The organism is Paenibacillus sp. FSL H3-0310 (assembly GCF_038002785.1).
In the GTDB taxonomy this organism is placed as follows: domain Bacteria; phylum Bacillota; class Bacilli; order Paenibacillales; family Paenibacillaceae; genus Paenibacillus_AQ; species Paenibacillus_AQ odorifer.
Genome location: NZ_JBBODC010000001.1, coordinates 4015355 through 4036404, shown reverse-complemented (window position 1 = coordinate 4036404; position 21050 = coordinate 4015355). Strand labels below are relative to the sequence as shown.

The following is a 21050-nucleotide window of genomic DNA, read 5'->3' as shown; positions in this document are numbered from 1 at the left end:
CTCTTGATGCCCTGATCATAACAGGCGATTATTTGATGGAGGTCAAACGGATGTTAAACAGAATATAAAAATCCACTGCACCAGGTAAGATAAAGAGGTGTGCAGTGGATTTATTAGTTTTAATGGGATGAAGCCCTACAAGGATTCGTATATCTGTTGCAAAAAGGTAATGCTTTCTCCTAAATGTGACTCAGGAGTGCTTTCCAGGATTCCTTGAATATGAGGACGTTCATATTTCATATAACGAAGGATCGGCTCAAACTCTAGCCACCCTTGACCTACAGGGACTATTTTTATGGCTCCTTCTTGGACGATAAAGTCTTTTAAATGAATGACAGCAATTCGATTTCCTAGAAGCTTCAAAGCCTCCGTAATAATAGCTTCTTGATGCAAGTAATTTGTAGGCGACATTAGATTTGCGCAATCCAATATGACCTGAAGATTGTTAGAAGGGACTTCATCCAGAAGTCGGCGGGTTAAGGGCGCGGTGTACAGCGGATGATGAAGTCCTGCTTCGATTCCTACCGTCACACCAAAACGTTCGGCCTCCGCCACCATGGCCTTAACTGATCCCACCACCTCTTGGAAGGCTTCTTCTGTAAAATTATCTATGGTATACCCAAGTCCCACACTTCCGGTTTCCGTACCTACCAGACTAGCGCCGAAATCTCTGGCCAAGCGCAGATGGGTATTAAACGCGGCTAACGCTTGCGCCCGTTTGTGAGGATCGGTGTCTACAATATTTACATAGCAGCCCAGAACCGCAATCTGAATACCTGTTTGTCTAAAGGCATTGCCATAATAGCTGGCTGTTCCAGGGCTTATAGCCGTCAGGCTAGGGGCACTATCAGGAAAAGATTTCTTAAGTGCGAACTGGATATGAGTGAAATGATAGGACTTAATCTTCTCAATTAACTCTTGCAATGGAACTTGTGTGAAATCATGTGCTCGAACACCTAGTTGAAGGGGAATGCTCATATGATCGATCGCTCCTATTAGTATTGTTGTTTGTGAGGTGCTAATTTGTCCCAGTCAAAGGTAACACCAGTGCCCGTTACTTCTGGCGCAACTGCCATCCCATTGTCTTTATTAATCACTAGCGGACGTGTAGTGTATTGATCGATAGGGAAGCTATGCATTTCGAGATAACCTGCATTTGGCATAGCTGCTAACAAACTAACGTGCAATTCCTGCATTCCATGTGTGGAAATGGAAAGGTTATAGGCTTGTGTTAAGTGAGCTACCTTTAACCAGCCCGTAATTCCGCCTATATTGGAAGCATCAGGTTGAGGAAAATCAACATGACCATATTGCAGCATGTGATGGAATTCGGTTAATGTGCGCAAGTTCTCTCCGCCTGCAACGGCCATTCCTGTTTCTTCAGCAATCCGTGCATAGCCGGCATAATCCTCCGGAATCGTTGGTTCTTCTAGGAAGAGAATGTCGTATTTCAAAAATTCACGTGCGGCTTTTATCGCTTTTTCCACACTCCAGCTCATATTGGCATCGACCATAAAGGCTACATCCGGGCCGACCAATTGGCGTACCGCAGCCACTCGTTCCACATCTTCAGCTAATGTTTTTTGGCCTAGTTTAATTTTGATCGCCTGGAGGCCCATATCTAAGTATTTTTGATTGTTGCGCAGGAGCTTTTCTAATGGGAAGTTTAAATCAATCGCTCCACCATAACATTTGACCTCATTGCTTGCGCCACCCAGAAGTTTGTAGAGAGGTTCATCTGCTTTCTTTGCACGTAAATCCCATAACGCAATGTCACATGCCGCAATGGCGAAGCTAGCCAAGCCCCCGCGAGCAACATAATGTATTCCCCAGTTCATCTGCTCCCAGATACTTTCCACACAGCTGGCGTCTTTGCCAACTAAGATATGTGTTAATTCATTAGCAATTAGTGAGCAGATCGCTTTGCCGCCAAATCCGCCAGTATAGGTATAACCTACACCTTCACGACCGTCATCCGTTCTAATTTTGACAATGGGAACTTCAAAATGAGTATGCAAGCCATGTTTAGCATCCTCCATGATTTCTGGCAAAGGGATACGATAGTATTCCGTAATAACTTCTTTAATTAGAGACATCTTTGATCACTCCTTATAAAAGTTGTTGTAAGTTTGATAGAGATGAGGCTGTATTTTGTTTAAGAGCTTGAACCACAAGTTTAGCAATTTCCCGGGCACCTTCATCTGAGAAATGAGTATCATCCGTAACCCCATTTGGGTAATTGGGATGTGTTTTCGCTGGCAAATGCATGAATAACTTCTTGGATTCCTCTTCGCCTAATGAACGATAGAGCGCTTGCGAGGCTGGGAAAATATCAAGTAGCGGAGTGTGCGTTTCTTCAGCCACTTGTCTCATTACCTCGGGATAAGCACCTACAGCAAACGGGTCCAGCTCTCCATCGGCGTTAAAGCGGCGGCGACTTACAGAGGTTAACAGAACCGGAGTCCCCCCTAGCTGCCTAGCAGCATCTATATATTGAATGAGATTATGGCGATATTCGGTTTCAGGATCGGTGTAACGTAATGGATCCTCTTTTTTCTCATCGTTATGTCCAAATTGAATAAACAGGTAGTCGCCGGGTTGGAAGTCTTTTCTGATAGCATCGAGGCGGCCGTCTGTTATGAACGATTTGGTGCTTCGACCATTAATTGCACGATTCTGGATTTGAATAGAAGTCCGAAAATAACTTTGCAGGTATTCTCCCCAGCCGGTCATAGGTTTTTCTCCAGCGCCTTTAATGGCCGCAGTGGAATCGCCTGCAATAAATAGTTGTTGTCTCATAAGGTCTTCTTCTCCTTTAACGTATTGGCGTTCTCTTAACCAATTCTCAGCAAGGGAAAGCCATTGCTGGCAATGAGGGTGTTCTTTTGCAAGCCCTAAACCATGCCGCCCTTCTTCAAAGATATGTAATTCAAAAGGAATTCCCTGATTAGACAGGGCAGAGGCGAACAACAGACTATTCTCCACGGGAACGCTGGCATCGTTCGCTGTTGTCCAGATAAAGGTTGGAGGTGTGAGTGAATCCACCTGGGCTTCTGAGGAAAAGGAGTCAAGCTCCGCTTGTGATGGGTCGTCTCCAAGAAAATGTAGCCGGCTTCCCTTGTGCGAATGGGGCTCTTGGAAAGTGATTACAGGGTAACCTAATAGAAGAAGGTTTGGTTTCTCTGCTCTAGTGGTAGAAAAGATAGAAGCTAAGTGTCCTCCTGCCGAGAATCCAATCATCCCTACTTTGTCTGAGATCACATTCCAAGCTTTGGGTGCTTCCCTAATCCATTTGAGAGCTTCCTCAACATCATTTAACAAAGAAGAGACGTTGAAATCTCCGACCTGATAATCTAGTACACCTGCATGAATACCTAGACTGTTTAGCCATTGAGCTACAGGTTCTCCTTCATGTTTGGCTAAGTGCTGATAACCTCCACCAGGCAATACCAATATAAAAGGACGGGGGTGATCCGTCTCGAGCGGATAGAGGGTGAGTAGTGAGGTTTCCTGAGAAATCGCATCTTGTTCTACACGGTTAGTATTTAGACGAAAGTTCAACATTGCGTTCAAATTCCTCCCTAAATGGTTATATGCACACGTTAACATATTTTCCGAAAAAAAGAGAGACTCTTTTTTTTTAGATTCGGCCTTGAACGATTATTTTGTGATTTTTACATAGATTCGTCAAATGTTGGTTTGGATTTAGTGCCTGTATTGTTATCCCGGTACTGTCCAGGGGTCATCCCTTCCTGTTTACGGAAAGATCGAATGAAATTTTGAGAATTGTTGTATCTTAATTTGGCTGCAATATCTTTGATCGGCATATCGGTTTCCTGCAGCCATTTTTTCGCCATTTTAAATCGGTACATCGTTAAATATTCGCTGAAATAGTATTGGGTCTCCTTACGGAAGACACTGCTGATATAGTTGGCGTTGTAATGCAGCCGTGAAGCGCATTCTTCCAAGGTTAGATCCGTATCATATTCATGTTGGATCAGATCAATGATTTTCTCAGAGATGTTTTGGTATTGGGCATTTTGCCTGCTGATAAAAATTTTGATCATCGGGTAAATGACCATGCTCCAGAACCAATCCTCAATCTCAGCCACGGTATGAAGGTCATGTAATTCCTCAAAAATAGAGCCATTAGCATGATAGATCTGATTTAAGCTAATGCCCGATTCCTGCATCATAATGAGCAAGTTATTGAGTAAGCGGGTCAACGGGATTTGATATTCCTGTGGTGAAAGCTCAAGGGCAAAGATAGATTTAAAAAGCAAATGAATCAGTTCCTTGGCTTTATCCGTTTCAGCCAGCTTGATCGCATCCATTAGATCGTTTTCTTTATGCGTAGGGTAGTTCAAGTTCAGATAATGTTTGCCGGAGTTAATGTTCTCATATTGAATAATAACGCCTTTGCCAAGCTTAATGCGATGTTTCAGTGCTTCAAGACCTTCTCTGTAGGCGATGGCTAGTTTATCGAACGCGTTGAAGGGAAGGCTTAGCCCAATACTCACCTGCACCTTTAGATAATTGTTTATTTCTTGCTGCAGCTTCTCCGTTAATGAGTACAATGTCTTATGAAAAGACTGGGTATCGCAGTCTGGACTGCCCAATAATACGACTACCGCATGGTCCATGATCACTGGAGCCAGCCGTTGTTCAGGACAGATTAATTCTTCGATCATATTGTGGGCAGCGAACAATAAGAGGCTGAGATCTTTTTTCTCATAGCTGGAATCCTCGGCATAATCAATAGACAACGTAATTACTGCCATGGTTTTCCATTCTTCAAGCTGGGTTTGGTAGCCGAATTGCCCTAATTCTTCGAGTAAATCACGTTTCTTAACATTGCCGTGGAAGGCATTGATCAGAAAAAATGTACGAACCTGCTGAAAGTGTTGCCGGACTTCTTTTTCCAGCTGTGATTTGGATTGGAACAAAGAATGAACTTGTTCTCCTATAATCTGAAATTCATTGCGATGTCTCGATTTAATATCCGGTTTGCGTTGGCCCATCTGATTAAGCAGTCTTTCGATAGGGGTGTACATACGTCTGGAACCGATCCATGCTAGAAGAATGGAGAACAAGAGCATAATGGTGCACACGATTATCGTAAACATCCCGATTTTATTGGACTCCTTCGTCAAGCTTTCCATAGAAGTAACCGATAGATAAACCCAGCCATTTAACTGAGAACGCATGAAAGTGACGGAGTAATTCTTTTTGTTGATCACAGTCTTGAACTGTCCGGATTGTTTAGAAGGATCAGAGATTAAAGGGACTTCTTTAAATCCGCCTTGCTCTTTAGGTTTTCCGATTAAGCTGGTATCCGGATGGAGCAGGAAGCGGCCAGCTTGATCCAGAACGATAATGTCATCGAGTGGCTGCACATCTGAATTAATGAAATCCTGAAGACTGCAGACCGGAATATTAGCTAGGGCAAGCCCATATTTTTGCAGCTTATTGGTGGGAAGTTTTTTGATAAGACTGATACTGTAATTGCAGCCAGTGACGTTAATGCTCTCCTCGCTATAAAATAAGGACGATGGATTCAAAATCCATGAAGTATCGTCAGCTATATTCATTAGATTAGAGAGTTGCGCGTGGTTTTTGTATTCATTCAGACGGTAGACGCCTGAATTTTTGATCATCCAGTTCTGCTGCTGATTGAGCAGGATGACATCCTCAAGTTTCGTATCGAAGGATTGCATATTACGGATTTCGTTTCTTAAATCATTATATAAAATGAAATCGGTTTCACTTAAAGGGTTATTTAGTGCTTTTTTTAATACACTAGAGTTGATCACTTGGTTTAATGTTTGATTGACAGTTGTTAACTTATGTTCTACATTTGAGGTGATTTGTAATATAAGTTCCATTTTACTGTTGTTTACGTTCTTTTGGATCTCATTAGATGATGTGAAATAGGAAAAAGAACCGATGAATATCACCGGCAACGTGCTAATTACAAAGGCAAAAATCGTTAATTTACTTAAAAAGCTTAATGGTCTCACGGGACTCAGCACCTTTACTTATGTAGAAGTAGACACTTGTTCTTAGTGTATGAAACCTGGTGGAAAATAACAATAATCATCTCGTTCTGTAATAATCATTAACCCTAATTATGACTACAAAATGGAAAATCTTCAAGCTGTAGGGTGAAAATCCTTACAATACCTTAGGAGGCTGTAGAAATGTTTAGACAATTTTTGTGTAGAAGGGCAACGTTATGTTGCTGCTTATTTTTCATGCTTGTTTTCCCTATGTTAAGCGCTTGCAGTGATGGAAAGTCAGCTGGTTCTGTACTGCAAGAAGCTCGCCCGAGCATCTCCATTTTGGCACCTCTTCATTTTCCACAGCAGCCTTCAAAAAAGATTATAGCTGAGATTGAAAGATTAACAGGGGTGGAGCTTGATATCACGTGGGTGCCTGAGGGTGTTTATACCGATAAAATGAATACAGCGTTGACCACTAATTCCTTGGGAAAAGTCACCTTTGTGAAGTTCTCAGACTATAATCTGGTGAAAAACGCCATCCGTTCTGAAGCATTTTGGGAGATCGGCCCATATCTTCAGGAGTTCCCCAATCTTAAAGCACTGGACCCCGCTATTCTTAAGCAGACAGCTGTTGATGGTAAGATCTACGGCCTGTATACAGAACGCCCTTCCTCCAGACAGGGTGTCATAATACGTAAGGATTGGCTGGACACTCTTCATTTAAGCAATCCACAGACCTTAGATGACCTATATGAAGTAATGAGGCAATTTACATATAACGATCCGGATCAGAATGGCAAACAAGATACCCTTGGATTAGTCGATCGTAATGATCTTGTTTATGGTGTATTTAAGACACTAAGCTCTTATTTTGGCACACCAAATAATTGGAAGCTAGAGAATCATCAATTTGTTCCGGAATTCGTAACAGCGGAGTATATGAACACAATGAATTTTATGAAGAAATTATATGATGAAAAAATCATAAATCAGGACTTTGCTCTTACCAGTAAAGAGGTTCAACGCGATAAATTCATTAACGGTATCGCTGGTGTGTTTATTGGCAGCATGACTGATGTGCAGCGGTTGTCAATTGAAGCTCAAGCATACAATCCAAAGGCTGAACTTACGCTGATCAATCGTATCGAGGGGCCTGATGGATATAAAGTGTGGTCTATCCCCAATTACAACGGACTGTATCTCTTTTCCAAAAAGTCCATTGCCACAGAGGAGGAGCTTCGGCAGGTGCTTGGATTTTTTGATCGGACCATGGATAAAGATGTAGCCAATATAATGATGTATGGCTTTGAGGGGCGGCATTATAAGCTTGAAGGCGGCAAAATTATCCTTCCCGAGGAAACCTCACAACTGCGGGTACAGGAAGTGAATCCGCTATATGCTTTAATGATTGCGGACATTAGTAATAAAAACATTATGGAAGTGGCTCAGAAGGAGCAATTAACCTCTCTAGCAGATCAGCTGAGTAAAGATAATGAATCTTTTCTGGTTGATGACCCGACAGTTTCTCTGAGCTCATCTACTTTTGATGAGAAGAATATGGAATTATCTACAATCATTGTGGATGCTACATATAACTATATATTAGGTAACATTACCGTCGAGGGATTCCAGCAAGAGGTTGAGAAATGGAGAGCTCGTGGAGGCAATCTTATTATTAAGGAATATGCTGAGGCTGAGTTTGGGACAGAAAAGTAAATAGGTTAAAAAGGTTTTGATCCACTGCGGATAATGCGGTGGATTTTTTTTGTGCTGCGATATCCCGATAATCATTTGCTCAGATCCCTTTCAGAACGCGCCGTTATGGGGAAATGATTGTTTTCGTAACCTTGCCGACGATGTAACGTGGAACTCGTAACCAATACAAATTATGGAGGTCAAAATGGTATGAAGAAGAAATCCTTCACCATGTTGTTAACAGCACTGTTAACATTCAGCACATTGTTAGCTGGATGCGGTGGTAACAACAATAACAAAGAAGAAGCAGCAGCCCCAACTACAAGTGCAGAGAACACTACGAAGGTGGAAGAGACTGAAGCACCTAAAGAGGAACCTACAGAAATCAAAATCATGCTTCCATTGAATACATCAGAGACTCCGCCTGATACGATTAAGAATGAACTTGAGAAATTGACCAACACGAAGCTGACTTATCAATTTTTTCCGGCTGATACTTATGAAGAAAAACTGAATTCATCTTTTGCAACGGGTTCATTGCCGCAAGTAACATATTTGAAGAATCAGACAACCTTCATTCAGATGAAAGAAGCGATAAAAGACGGACAATTCTGGGAAATCGGTCCACTATTAAGCGAATTTCCGAATTTGAGCAAATTGAAACCAGAAATTCTTAATAACACGAAAGTAGATGACAAGCTTTATACCCTATATATCGGGCGTCCACTTGCACGCCAAGGGATCATTTACCGCAAAGACTGGGCAGATAAATTAGGACTTGCTGCACCAGCTAATGTAGATGAATTATTTGAAATGGCTAAAGCCTTCACAGAACAAGATCCAGACGGTAATGGAAAGAAAGATACTACCGGTATTATTGACCGTAATGAGTTGACCTATGGAGCTTTCAAAACTGTTTCGTCTTGGTTCGGAACACCGAATACCTGGGGTGAGAAGGATGGCAAATTAGCGCCTGAATTTACCTTCGATGAATATTTCGACACAATGGATTTTTTCAAAAAAGCTCGTGATGGCGGATACATTAATCAAGATTTCGCTGCCACCAGTAAAACGGATGCAGTAAATATGTTTAAGGCAGGAAAGGGTGGACTCTATATTGGGGGCTCCATGCAAGATATTGATTCCCTCAATAAAGATACTATTAAGAATAACCCTGACGCTGTTTTGGATGCGCATAGTATGGTTGCAAGTCCAGATGGAAAATATGCTCAATGGATGATTCCAGGCTATAACAATGTTGTCTTGTTCCCGAAATCTGCTGTCAAGGATGAGGCAGAGCTGAAGAAGATTCTTGCTTTCTTTGATCAAATGATGACCCCAGAAGTAGCTAATTTGATGTATTGGGGAATTGAAGGTACTCACTATACCGTTGAAGACGGTAAAGCAAAAGCTACTGACGACAAAGAATTGATTGAACGTGAAGTAAAGGGATATAAGGACAGTGTTATCGGCGAAGCTGAAACCAATGGAATGTACGAGAACTATAACACGCTGCCAGGAAGAATTCATGCAGATCAATTGGTTCTTGAGAATGTCAAAGTTGGTGTAGCGGATCCAACAGCTGCTATGGATTCGGCTACCTATACAGAAAAAGGCGTAGAGCTTCAACAGATTATTACAGATGCAACCTATAAATATATTTATGGTCAGATTGACAAGGCTGGATTTGAGAAGGAAGTAGAGAACTGGAAGAGCCGTGGTGGAGATAAGATTATTGAAGAATACAACGCCTTATACAAAAAATAGTAACCCGTACTCGAATAGTTAAGCGACAAATTGTAGCTGAAAAGGTTGTTGATCTTGTTTCAACAACCTTTTCTATTCCTCACTGGGTTCAGAAATATCGTGTTTGAATAAAGAAGGAGAAAGGAAGAATATCATGCAGGAAGTCACCGCACAGCCCAGCTCAGCTCCTCAAATGAATCCTAAGCCTGAAATTTATAAAAGCAGCAGCGAACTGAAAAAGCGGCTGTGGAGAAATAAATGGCTCTACGTCATGCTAACTCCGGGAGTACTGTATTTTTTGATTTTTAAATATCTTCCAATGTACGGATTAATTATCTCATTTCAGGATTACAAACCCTATCAAGGGATCAACGGTAGTGACTGGGTAGGGATGAAGCATTTCAGCAGGTTGTTCACAGAGCCGGATTTCTTAAATATATTAGTGAACACACTTATTCTTTTCGGATTAAATATTCTTATCTATTTCCCGATGCCGATTATTCTTGCCCTGATGTTAAATGAACTTCAAGGCAGCTTTTTCAAAAGAACCTTTCAGACGATCTTCTATTTGCCCCATTTTCTGTCATTGGTTATCATCGTCTCCATTTCTTATGTAATGGTCACGATGGATGGAGGGATTATCAACGAGCTGCTTGTCTATTTTGGCTTTGAACCAATCAATTTCCTGCTTAATCCAGGGTGGTTCAGGCCCATGTATATTATTCAGGTGATTTGGAGAGAAGCAGGTTGGGGAACGATTATTTATCTAGCTTCCATAGCTGCGATTGACCCAGGGCTTTATGAAGCATCGCGTATGGACGGAGCTGGAAGACTTAGACAAGTCTGGCATATCACTCTTCCAGCGATTAGAGGCGTAATTATTACATTATTTATTCTGAAAATTGGTTCCGTTCTTGATCTTGGATTTGAACATGTATATCTGCTACTTAACTCCATGAATCGAGAAGTTGCGGAAATTATCGATACGTATGTATATACTGCTGGTTTGAGACAGGGCCAGTTTAGTTACAGTACAGCTATTGGATTCTTTAAATCGATTGTAGGCTTTGTAATGGTGATGATGGTGAATAAATTATCCAAGAAAATGGGAGAAGAAGGCGTTTATTGATATTTTGTGGGAGGAATCGAAATGGTAGAAGATAAAACAATCAGTGGTAGAATCTTTTCTGCTATAAACTTTACGCTGCTTGCGATCATTGCTTTAATTACTGTGCTTCCCCTTGTTCACGTTGTAGCAGGCTCTTTCACAACGAGTGCAGAACTAGCTTCTAGCAAATTTGTACTGATTCCAAAGGTATGGAGTCTGGAAGCGTACAAGTTCATCTTTTCGACGAATACAATATTTAAAGCCATGGGTGTTTCCATTGGTGTCACGGCAATTGGTTCTATTTTTAGTTTGTTTATAACTTCTTTGATGGCCTACGCTCTTACCAGAAAAGATCTGGATGGTCGTAAAGTGGTTAACTTCATGGTTGTGTTCACCATGCTTTTTCATGGTGGGATGATTCCAACGTTCCTCGTGGTGAAGGAATTAGGACTAATTGACACGTACGCCTCACTGATTCTACCGTCAGCGATTAGTGCCTTTAATATGATCATTTTGAGAAACTTTTTCCAAAATATACCTGAAGGTTTGGAGGAATCGGCCAAAATTGATGGTTGTAACGATTTTGGAATATTATTTCGGATTGTATTGCCACTATCCTTACCTGCGTTAGCGACTATCGGATTGTTCTATGCGGTAACGTATTGGAATACCTACATGAATGCGATTCTGTATTTGAATGATAGTGCGAAATGGCCAATACAGGTTCTGCTCAGACAAATTGTCGTCCTTGCCAGCGGTATGGATCACAGCGCTACACTGGATGCTGCTGTTCCACCGCCAGATCAATCAATTAAAATGGCTGTTATCGTTGTAGCTACCTTACCAATAGTTTGTGTGTATCCGTTCCTGCAAAAGCATTTTGCCAAAGGTGCCATGCTGGGTTCTATGAAGGGCTAGCAAGAAAGAGAGAGACTATACTTAGGGGAGGAGCTTAGAGATGACTGTACAGATACCTACAACGCCGATAGAGTGGGCAAAAAAAGCTTGCGATTCACTAATGGATACTTACAGGGCGGGAGAGCTTCCCCCCGCGCATCGATGGCACTATCATCAGGGTGTATTTCTGTGTGGCATGGAGCTTTTGTGGAATGCTTATCAAGAAGACCGTTATATCAACTATATTCAGGAATATGTAGATGATTTGGTGGATGAATACGGGAACTTTTATTTTGCACGTGATGAGCTGGATGCGGTTCAAGCAGGACAGCTACTATTCACTCTTTATGAACGGACAGGCAAACTAAAGTATCGTATTGCAGCAGAGAAGCTAAGGAATTTACTGCTCACACTAAATAAAACCTCTGAGGGCGGGTATTGGCACAAGGATAAGTACGCCAACCAAATGTGGTTGGATGGACTTTATATGGCAGGCGTATTCTCCTTGAAATATGCTAATGTCTACGATGAACCAAGCTTGCGTGAAACGGTCCTTCATCAGGAAATGTTAATGCGCAAGCATATGAAGGATGAGACAACGGGTTTGTTATACCATGCCTGGGATGAGAGCCGGCGGATGCCTTGGTCGAATCCGGAGACGGGTTGTTCACCGGAGTTCTGGAGCCGATCATTAGGATGGTATGGTCTCGCCTTATCGCAATTTCTGGATCTGTTACCTTCCCATGATTCAGCCCGGACAGAGCTTTCTACTACGCTGAGAGATTTTGTGGATGCACTTATTCGCTACCAAGATCAAAAAAGTGGACTTTGGTATCAAGTCGTAGATAAGGGACATGAGCCAGATAATTGGCTGGAGACTTCAGGGTCATGTTTGTTCGTCTATACGATTGCCAAAGCCGTGAAGCATGGCGTTGTAAGTGATGTGACTATCGCTACAGCTGCCGCTAAAAAAGGATATGAAGGGTTAACCAAAGTAATCCAGTGGGATGAGCATAACCGATTAGTTCTGCCGGACATTTGTATCGGTACCTCAGCTGGAGATTACGAGAGTTACGTGACTCGGCCTAAGGTTAAAAATGATCTGCATGGTGTGGGCGCATTGGTGATGGCTTGTGTTGAAATACAGTCAATGCTTCAAGAGTTAATCGCTCCGTATCCTTACTAAACAATGACTTGATTCTCTGAGATTGCAGAGAATCAAGTCGTATTATTTTATGTGCGAAGAATCCTTAAATCGGCTGAACCTATTTTTAGTTTTTGAGCTCTTAAATTTATAAATATTTTGGGGGTTGGGATGAAGAAATCACAGTGGGCAATTCAAACGGCAGACTCTATTATGGCGCGGACACCGAAGCTTTATGAAGATAAAGGCTACAAAGGAAGCTGGACCTACGATTATGGCGTGGTATTGAACGGTTTTGAATGGCTTTGGAAGCAGACCGGTGATTCGAAGTATCTGCAGTTCATTCAAGATAATATGGACTATTTTATTCAGGAAGATGGCAGTGTCAAGGGCTACCACCTAGAGGAGTATAATATCGATCATATTAACAACGGAAAATTATTATTGACTCTATATAAAGAAACGAAGCAAGAAAAATACAAAAAAGCGGCTGCTTTACTTAGAAAGCAACTTGAGACCCATCCGCGAACCTCGGAAGGTGCTTTTTGGCATAAAAATATATATCCCTATCAGATTTGGTTAGATGGACTTTATATGGGCGCTCCTTTTTATTTAGCCTACTTGCTAGCTTTTGAAGAAGGGCAGGGACTTGAGGATGTAACCAAACAATTTATCTTGTGTGAGAAGCATACGAAAGATCCGGTAACAGGTCTGCTATATCATGCATGGGATGAGCAGCGTATTCAACCTTGGTGCGACCCTGAAACAGGACATTCGCCTAACTTTTGGGCCCGTTCACTTGGCTGGTATCTCATGGCTTTAGTTGATGTTCTGGCATTGCTGCCTAGTGAGCACTCAGATTATCCAGAGCTGGTACGAATACTAAATGATACCTTAACTGCGGTGAAGACATATCAGGATAAGGAATCCGGGGTCTGGTATCAAGTGATGAATCTAGGGGAACGCAAAGGAAATTATCTTGAGGCCTCTGCTTCAAGTATGATCGTGTATGCCATGGCTAAAGGTATCCGATTAGGCGTGTTAAACGCTGGATGGTACGAAACATTAGATCTGGCTCAACAAGGACTTATCTCGGAGTTTGTACTAGAAACCAAAGAAGAATGGGTCAATTTAAATAAGAATTGCCAAGTAGCCGGATTAGGTGGAGTGGACCAACGTGACGGTACTTTCGCTTATTACATTAGCGAGCCTATTGTCACTAACGACCAAAAAGGTGTGGGTGCTTTCCTACAGGCTTGTGTGGAATATGAACAATTAAGAGGCTGGATCTGATATAGAACAGGAGGGATATGAATGTTGATCTACAATATTGAGGATTTTGGAGCGCTTAAGAATAGTAAAAAGTTAGCGACGGAAGCGATAACGCGTGCGATTGAAGCGGCAAATAAAGCCGGTGGAGGAACCGTTTATGTACCGGCTGGTACGTTCTTAACCGGTGCAATTCATATGAAAAGCAATATCGAATTGAATTTAAATCCTGGTGCCATTCTTTCATTCAGTACGAACCCGGAGGATTACCCTGCAGTGGAATGCAGATGGGAAGGAGTGAAGCAGCAGGTTCATTCACCTTGTATTTATGGAAGAGAGTTAGTTAATGTATCAATCACTGGCAGCGGAATGATTAACGGAAATGGTGAACTCTGGTGGGAGAAGTTTCGGAACCGCCGGGAAGAGCTGCAGTATCCCCGGCCGACTCTAATCGGCTTGGACAGCTGTCAGCGGGTAACCCTTAAAGATATCGCGCTGGTCAATTCTCCAAGCTGGACCGTTAATCCGATAGGCTGTTACAATGTGACTATTGATAATATTTCCATTCTGAACCCGGCCGACTCTCCGAATACAGATGGCATTAATCCAGAGTCTTGCACCAATGTGCGAATTAGCAATTGCAATATTGATGTCGGTGATGACTGCATTGCGATCAAGGCAGGAACTGAGGACACCAAAGAACGAGTTCCTTGTGAGAATATCACGATCACCAACTGCACTATGGTACATGGACACGGGGGTGTCGTACTCGGTAGTGAAATGAGTGGAGATATTCGTAATGTCACGATTAGTAATTGTGTGTTTAAACAAACCGATCGTGGAATCCGGATGAAATCAAGACGGGGACGCGGGGGAACGATTGAAGATATTCGGATCAGCAATATTGTAATGGAGGATGTTATTTGTCCGTTTACTCTAAATCTATATTATTTCTGTGGACCACGCGGGAAAGAAAAATATGTGTGGGATAAAAATCCTTATCCGATTACAGAGGAAACGCCGTGTTTTAGACGCATTCATTTTGCCAATATTACCGCACGTAATGTTCATGCCGCAGCGGGTTTCTTATACGGGCTTGCTGAGCAGTATGTATCCGAGATTACGTTTACCAATGTGGACATCTCCATGGCGACGAATGCAATTCCCGGCCATCCAGACATGATGACAGGGATCGAAAACATGAATAATCGCGGGTTTTTCCTCGGGAATGCAAGAGATGTTCAATTTCATCAGGTGACGATTGAGAACCATGAAGGGCCTGCTTTTTACATTGAAAATGGAGAAGCTGTAGAGATCATAAATTGTCGATCAAAAAACACGAAGAAGCCGGAAAAATTAGTAGAACAAGCTACAGTGTCACCTGAAGCACAGAATGTCTGTCCATAAGAGAGAGTCATCAATTTATTGAAAGGAAAAGAATCCACTATGCTTGTTGTAGGAAAAGAATCCTTTTGCGCTTATCACACGATTCAAGAGGCGGTAGATTCACTAGAGCAGGAGCCATCCGCTCAAGCGGATACGCTTTATATTTTGTCAGGGGTCTATAAAGAGGCAGTGCGGATTTATCGTTCTAATCTTACGATCATAGGGATTGGCTACGTGGAGATTGTTATGAATCGTTACGCGAAAGAGCGTGATGAAGCGGGCGAAGAAATCAATACATTCTCTACACCAACGTTATTTCTGGGCGGGAGCCATCTGGTCTTGGAAAATCTGGTGATTACCAATAATGCAGGGCAGGGTGAAAATATCGGGCAGGCGGTAGCCGTGTATGCTAATTGTGATCAAACCGTATTCAGAAATTGTACTTTAAAAGGGTATCAGGACACGTTGTTCACGGGACCTTTGCCACCTGCACCCAAAGAGCGATCTACGTTTGGAGGTATACCACTGAGAGAACACCATTCCCAATATCGGCAGTTGTATCAGCATTGCTATATAGAGGGAACAGTGGACTTTATATTTGGTGGGGCTACAGCATATTTTGACAGATGTGAAATTCGCAGCTTGCGCCATAGTGAGAATCAAGCAGGTTATATTACGGCTGCCTCCACACCTGAGGGACAATCGTATGGTTATATTTTTAAAAATTGCTTTTTAACAGCAGCTCCTGATATTGCTCCGGTGTTTCTGGGCCGTCCTTGGCGTGAGTATGCTAAAACCGTATTTGTAGATTGCCAGTTGGGTGCACATATACATCCACTTGGCTGGGATAACTGGGACAACACCGCTAATGAACAAACCGTTAGTTATCAGGAATATGGCGTGAAGGATGCAATTCCCCTGAGTAAGCAACGTGTGTCTTGGGCAGATTGCTTTGAAGATGGCGACGAGACGCTGGATAAAGAGTTTGTTTTTGCTGGAACGGATTTTTGGAAATAGATAATTTAATTAACGAGTACACAAGTAAAAAACGGTAGTCTAGACAGAAGCATAAAGTCTTAGACTGCCGTTTTATTTAAATGTTGTATCACTTTATTTTTAATATGATCTTTCCTTTAGCTCTGCCCGATTCGGAATACTCCATCGCTTTCTGCGCCTCTACAAAAGGAAACACTTGATCAATAACAGGTTTTATTTGTCCGGATTCAATAAGCTCTGAAATGATTTCTAATTGACTGCCACTTGGTTTCATGAACAGAAAGCTGTATTTAACCTTGTACTTTGCCTCTAATTTGCTCAGCTTCCGGGTAATCAAGCGAAAAATATTAGTTTTTATGAACCCAGCTCCATACTCTTTTCCGAAGCGTGCATTAGGCAACCCTGAAACCGATACAATTTGTCCTCCCTGTTTGACTGTTTTAAAAGCTTTTTCTAATGTTTCACCGCCAATGGTATCGAATACTCCATCATAATTTTGTGAAATCTTATCAAATGCTTCGGTTTTATAATTGATAATTTGATCGGCTCCAAGTGACTTGACCAATTCTGCTCCAGCATCGCTTGTAGTAGTAGCCACGTATATCCCCATCGCTTTGGCAAGTTGGATAGCAAAGGTGCCAACACCGCCCGCTCCCGCTTGAATCAATACCTTTTGTCCTGCCGTTAGCTGTAATATATCATGTAATGCTTGATAAGAAGTAAGCCCGACTAATGGGATGGATGCAGCTTCCTCAAAGGAAAGATTGTGAGGTTTGAGAGCTATATCCTCTTCATGTACGGAGATATATTCTGCGAAGGTTCCAATTCTATCTTTTCTGGGCCGTCCGTAAATCTCATCACCTATCTTGAATTTTTTAACATTCTTTCCTACTTGGATGACAATCCCTGAAAAATCATTTCCTAAAACTAGGGGCATGTTGTATTTCAACAGCGTACGTACTTTGCCATCCCGCACTTTGAAATCGATAGGATTAATACTTGCTGCGTGGATCTCTGCCAATACATCGTAATCACCCACTGCGGGTGTTGGGATGTCGGCTAGTTGAAGAGGGTAATTCCCGTATTTTTTTATGATCATTGCTTTCATCCTAAAAACTCCAATTCATTAATTATTCATTTTTGCTGATCCAGAAAAATAACTCATCTCAACAGGGGAGATGTTTTTTGATTTCGATTTGTCCTCGCTTTTATCTGAGCAGTCTCGGCGATATTTCCCTTGTTCCAGCTTCATATCAATAAAATCGACAACCTGCTGCAGCGACGAGATTTGGCTGACGATGTTTTCTCGATGGTTCCTTAAATGCTCCACCAGTTCAGGATAATCTGCGGGATCAGCGTCAGCGGAGACCGCCAAAAATGGTTGCATTTCCTGCAAGGGCATGCCTGTTTTTTTGAGGCAGGATAGCAGCAGGATTGTATCTATGTCTTCCTGCCGGTAAACGCGGTGCCCGTTGTCCTTCCGGTCTGCCCGGGGAAGCAGCGCGATCTTTTCGTAATAGCGGATTGTATCCTCGGATATTCCGGTTTGCACGGCGGTTTCTTTTATCGTAAACGTTTGCTCTGCCTTCATACTGTACCTCCTGGAGATTGCTTTGTGTGTGCATTATACAACTTGGAGCTGACTCCAAGTCAAGACCTTATCTCTGGGACAAAATCTTTTTATTACGCCTTGACTTGGAGTCGACTCCAATTAATAAAATGTGCGTTATAAGAAGAAGATATCCCGAATTCAGGAGGAGATTTACAATGAGCACACAGCAACGTGAAAATATCGCATTGATTACAGGCGCTAACGCCGGGATTGGATTGGAATTAACTCGAAAATTGCTAGCGGAGGATTGGCAGGTGGTTGCTTTGAACCGTTCCGGTTTTCCAGCCGATGATGAGAACATCCAAAAAGCCATCAAAAACGGTTGGCTTCGTATTTATAAAACAACCGATCTCGCGGATTTTGCCAGCTTGAGAGGGACACTGGAAGAGATCAAAGGCAAGGAGCAGCGGATCGATATTTTGTTCAACAATGCCGGCGGGAGCTTCCCTGAACTGAGCTATTCGACACAGGGGCGCGAAAAGCACTATGAGTTGATGACCGTTGTGCCGTATATTATTTTAATGGAATTGAAGGATATCCTACAAAAAGGACGCTTAAAAACGGTGATCAACACCTCATCCTCCGCGCTTAAGTTTACGAAAGAGTTTACGATTGAAATCCTGGAGCGTCCCACCACCTTCCGCAAGCTGCTTGGTCCTTACGCCACCTCAAAGCTGGCATTATCGTTATGGACACAGGCCGCTGCGCCGCAGCTTGCTAACGAGGGCATCATGATTCGCAGTGTTGATCCGGGTAGCAATAACACGCTGCGAAAAGGAAAAAATTCTGGACTGCCTCTAATAGTTAAACCGTTGATGAAGCTGTTTTTCTCTCCGCCTACCCACGGCGCCGACCAATTGTATGAGGGTGCTCTGGGAGAACACCGTGGGGAGACGGGGGTGTTTCTTTGGAAAGGCCAGGTTGCGGATTTGAAATTTAAGGATCAAGCCCGGAATGTTTTGGAAAGGATTAGTGATATTTACGAAAATGAGTATCTTCGTTATTAATCAGATCTTTAGTTGTCTCTAATTATTTTTTGTAATTCCTCCAAACGTATGAGATAATAGAGTTTTTCCGTTGATTCTATTTTTCATGGCATGGTAGAGATGCCTGATCAAATATTGGAGGTAGGCTTGTTGGCGAAACAGTATCCTTTTGAATATGATCGGACCAAACCTTTTATGGAGCAAGTAGGGGAATGGGTCGGAGATGTATTCTATGAAATTCTTCCTGAGGCTGGATTTGAAGTACGTGATGAACAGATATATATGGCCTTTCAGGTAGAGCGGGCTTTTGCCGAGAAAAAGACGATTTTTGCTGAAGCAGGGGTCGGAACAGGCAAGACATTAGTGTATTTGTTGTATAGCATTTGTTATGCGCGTTATATGGGCAAACCTGCGATTATTGCATGTGCGGACGAGTCCTTGATTGAGCAGCTTGTGAAACCGGAAGGCGATATCGCCAAGCTTGCGAAGCATCTGAACATGAATATTGATGCTAGACTAGCGAAATCTCCGGATAAATATATGTGTCTGAAAAAGCTGGATCAGGCTCGGAACCATGATGATGAAAGCTTACCACTGGAGAGCTTGTACAGTACATTACCTGATTTTGTACATTCACATGCACCGATGCAGCAATTCCATGCTTATGGAGACCGCAGAGATTACCCTGATCTGAATGACGAACAATGGAACAAGATTAACTGGGATACGTTTCAGGACTGCTTTACTTGCGATATGCGTCACCGCTGCGGGCAGACCTTGTCCCGTGATCATTACCGGAAATCAAGTGATCTGATCATTTGTTCCCACGATTATTACATGGAGCATATTTGGACCTATGAAGCGCGTAAGCGGGAAGGGCAAATCCCTTTGCTTCCGGATCACTGTGCGGTTGTATTCGATGAAGGACATTTATTAGAATCAGCGGCCATGAAGGCGCTTGGCTATAAGATGAAGCATGTCGTCTTTGAAGAATTGATTTCTCGCCTGCTACAGAATGAAATCCGTGAAACGCTGGCGGTTCTGATTGATGAAGCGATCATGCAAAGTGAGCAAATGTTCAAAGCGATTCGCCGTCAATGCCGAAACATACCGGGATCAGATCGGAAAAGCATTGCGCTGAATGCTTCATTGATTCGTGAGGTACACCGGATGCGGAGTGTAATTGCTGCTATCGAAGAAGAATTAGTATTCGAGAGCGGACTCTACACGATTGATGAATACCAACTGCGAATTGTGGAGGAACGTTTGGAGACCATAGAGATCGCTTTGCGATTGTTTGAGGATTCAGGGGCTCTAATCTGCTGGGCGACAGAAGAAAGCGATGGTCTAACGCTGTCGGTCATGCCACGAAATGTCAAAGAGGTACTTCAAGACAGCCTGTTCACGCAAAAAATGCCAATCGTATTCTCATCGGCTACATTGTCTGTGGATAAATCATTCCAATACTTGAAGGACAGTCTTGGGATACAAGATTTTTTATCCTTCTCTGTAGACTCACCTTATGACTATGAGCACCAGATGAATGTCTATGTGCCAGAGCTTCAGAGTGGGGATTTTGCTGAGAAAATGGAAATTTCCCTGAAGCTTATTCAGCGGACTGAAGGTAGAGCGCTGCTACTGTTCCGTACTCGTGAAGAGCTTCTGCAATTCAAGCAGCTTAACTCATTACGACCGGAAAGCAGTTCATATTCATTTTTATATGAAGGGGATCAAGAAATCAGCTATTTGATTTCGGCGTTCCAACGGGATGAGCATAGCGTGTTATGTGCGGTCACCTTATGGGAGGGGCTGGACATCCCTGGACCTTCATTATCTAATGTGATCATATGGTCGCTGCCGTATCCTCCGCTTGATCCAGTGTTTATGGCAAAACGGGCGGAAACCTCCACTCCCTTTGAAGATGTGGATTTGCCTTACATGCTGTTAAGACTCAAACAAGGGATGGGGCGGCTGATTCGAACCGGTACAGATCAAGGAATTGTAACTGTACTTGCGGAAGAGGAAGGGCAACATCCGGTACACGAATATATAACTTCTGTACTTCCAAAAGGGACTCGATTACAGAAGCTGGAAGCTTAAATATCACTAACGATTATAATTGCTCCTTTGGTGAGGCAGATGCTACGGCATTTATGTTTCACTCGAAGGAGCTTTTTTGTCTAAAATTAAGCATAAGTATTCCTAATCT

At 42.6% G+C, this 21050-nt stretch carries 16 protein-coding genes; 10 read left to right on the top strand and 6 right to left on the bottom strand.

Features of this window, described 5'->3' with window-relative positions; translation table 11 throughout:
* Positions 1–135: 135 nt before the first annotated feature.
* From MHH63_RS18280 to MHH63_RS18265, 4 genes are all read right to left on the bottom strand, one after another.
* Entirely contained in the window at positions 136–978 is an 843-nt protein-coding gene (locus MHH63_RS18280; protein ID WP_339247677.1) for a sugar phosphate isomerase/epimerase family protein, read from the bottom strand.
* Between the two features lie 17 nt (positions 979–995).
* Entirely contained in the window at positions 996–2096 is a 1101-nt protein-coding gene (locus MHH63_RS18275) for a mandelate racemase/muconate lactonizing enzyme family protein (RefSeq protein ID WP_341171892.1), read from the bottom strand.
* Between the two features lie 13 nt (positions 2097–2109).
* Positions 2110–3564: a GDSL-type esterase/lipase family protein gene (locus MHH63_RS18270; protein ID WP_076191232.1), complete on the bottom strand. Its 1455-nt coding sequence runs from the start codon at positions 3562–3564 to the stop codon at positions 2110–2112.
* Positions 3565–3674: 110 nt separating this feature from the next.
* Entirely contained in the window at positions 3675–6020 is a 2346-nt protein-coding gene (locus tag MHH63_RS18265; RefSeq protein WP_076184310.1) for a helix-turn-helix domain-containing protein, read from the bottom strand.
* 180 nt (positions 6021–6200) lie between these two features.
* Here MHH63_RS18265 and MHH63_RS18260 point away from each other — a divergent pair, with 180 nt between their 5' ends.
* From MHH63_RS18260 to MHH63_RS18225, 8 genes are all read left to right on the top strand, one after another.
* Complete coding sequence (locus MHH63_RS18260; protein ID WP_341171891.1) at positions 6201–7718, top strand: extracellular solute-binding protein; 1518 nt, start codon at positions 6201–6203, stop codon at positions 7716–7718.
* A 189-nt stretch (positions 7719–7907) separates the two neighbouring features.
* On the top strand, positions 7908–9464 hold the full coding sequence (locus tag MHH63_RS18255) for an extracellular solute-binding protein (RefSeq protein WP_076191234.1): 1557 nt from the start codon (positions 7908–7910) through the stop codon (positions 9462–9464).
* 133 nt (positions 9465–9597) lie between these two features.
* The gene (locus MHH63_RS18250; RefSeq protein WP_036679252.1) at positions 9598–10572 is read left to right on the top strand and encodes an ABC transporter permease; all 975 of its coding nucleotides are present in this window, start codon (positions 9598–9600) and stop codon (positions 10570–10572) included.
* A gap of 21 nt (positions 10573–10593) precedes the next feature.
* Positions 10594–11469: a carbohydrate ABC transporter permease gene (locus MHH63_RS18245; protein ID WP_036679255.1), complete on the top strand. Its 876-nt coding sequence runs from the start codon at positions 10594–10596 to the stop codon at positions 11467–11469.
* A 40-nt stretch (positions 11470–11509) separates the two neighbouring features.
* A complete protein-coding gene (locus tag MHH63_RS18240) occupies positions 11510–12634 on the top strand; it encodes a glycoside hydrolase family 88/105 protein (RefSeq protein ID WP_341171890.1) in 1125 nt (374 codons plus the stop codon).
* A gap of 129 nt (positions 12635–12763) precedes the next feature.
* A complete protein-coding gene (locus tag MHH63_RS18235; RefSeq protein WP_341171889.1) occupies positions 12764–13885 on the top strand; it encodes a glycoside hydrolase family 88/105 protein in 1122 nt (373 codons plus the stop codon).
* 21 nt (positions 13886–13906) lie between these two features.
* Positions 13907–15268, top strand: a complete 1362-nt coding sequence (locus tag MHH63_RS18230) for a glycoside hydrolase family 28 protein (RefSeq protein WP_341171888.1) — start codon at positions 13907–13909, stop codon at positions 15266–15268.
* 39 nt (positions 15269–15307) lie between these two features.
* Entirely contained in the window at positions 15308–16264 is a 957-nt protein-coding gene (locus MHH63_RS18225; protein ID WP_341171887.1) for a pectinesterase family protein, read from the top strand.
* An 88-nt stretch (positions 16265–16352) separates the two neighbouring features.
* Here MHH63_RS18225 and MHH63_RS18220 read toward each other — a convergent pair whose 3' ends face one another.
* Positions 16353–17351, bottom strand: coding sequence for an NADP-dependent oxidoreductase (locus MHH63_RS18220; RefSeq protein ID WP_341171886.1), 999 nt, complete (start codon positions 17349–17351; stop codon positions 16353–16355).
* Between the two features lie 18 nt (positions 17352–17369).
* Complete coding sequence (locus MHH63_RS18215) at positions 17370–17834, bottom strand: MerR family transcriptional regulator (RefSeq protein ID WP_076124989.1); 465 nt, start codon at positions 17832–17834, stop codon at positions 17370–17372.
* 176 nt (positions 17835–18010) lie between these two features.
* Between MHH63_RS18215 and MHH63_RS18210 the strand changes: the two genes are divergently transcribed.
* Together MHH63_RS18210 and MHH63_RS18205 are read left to right on the top strand one after the other, a co-directional pair.
* Positions 18011–18862 carry an SDR family NAD(P)-dependent oxidoreductase gene (locus tag MHH63_RS18210; protein WP_340012263.1) on the top strand — a complete coding sequence of 284 codons (852 nt, stop codon included), beginning with the start codon at positions 18011–18013 and terminating at the stop codon, positions 18860–18862.
* A 174-nt stretch (positions 18863–19036) separates the two neighbouring features.
* Positions 19037–20941 (top strand): ATP-dependent DNA helicase, encoded by a 1905-nt coding sequence (locus MHH63_RS18205; protein WP_370510779.1) that lies wholly within the window; start codon positions 19037–19039, stop codon positions 20939–20941.
* The last annotated feature ends 109 nt before the right edge of the window (positions 20942–21050 follow it).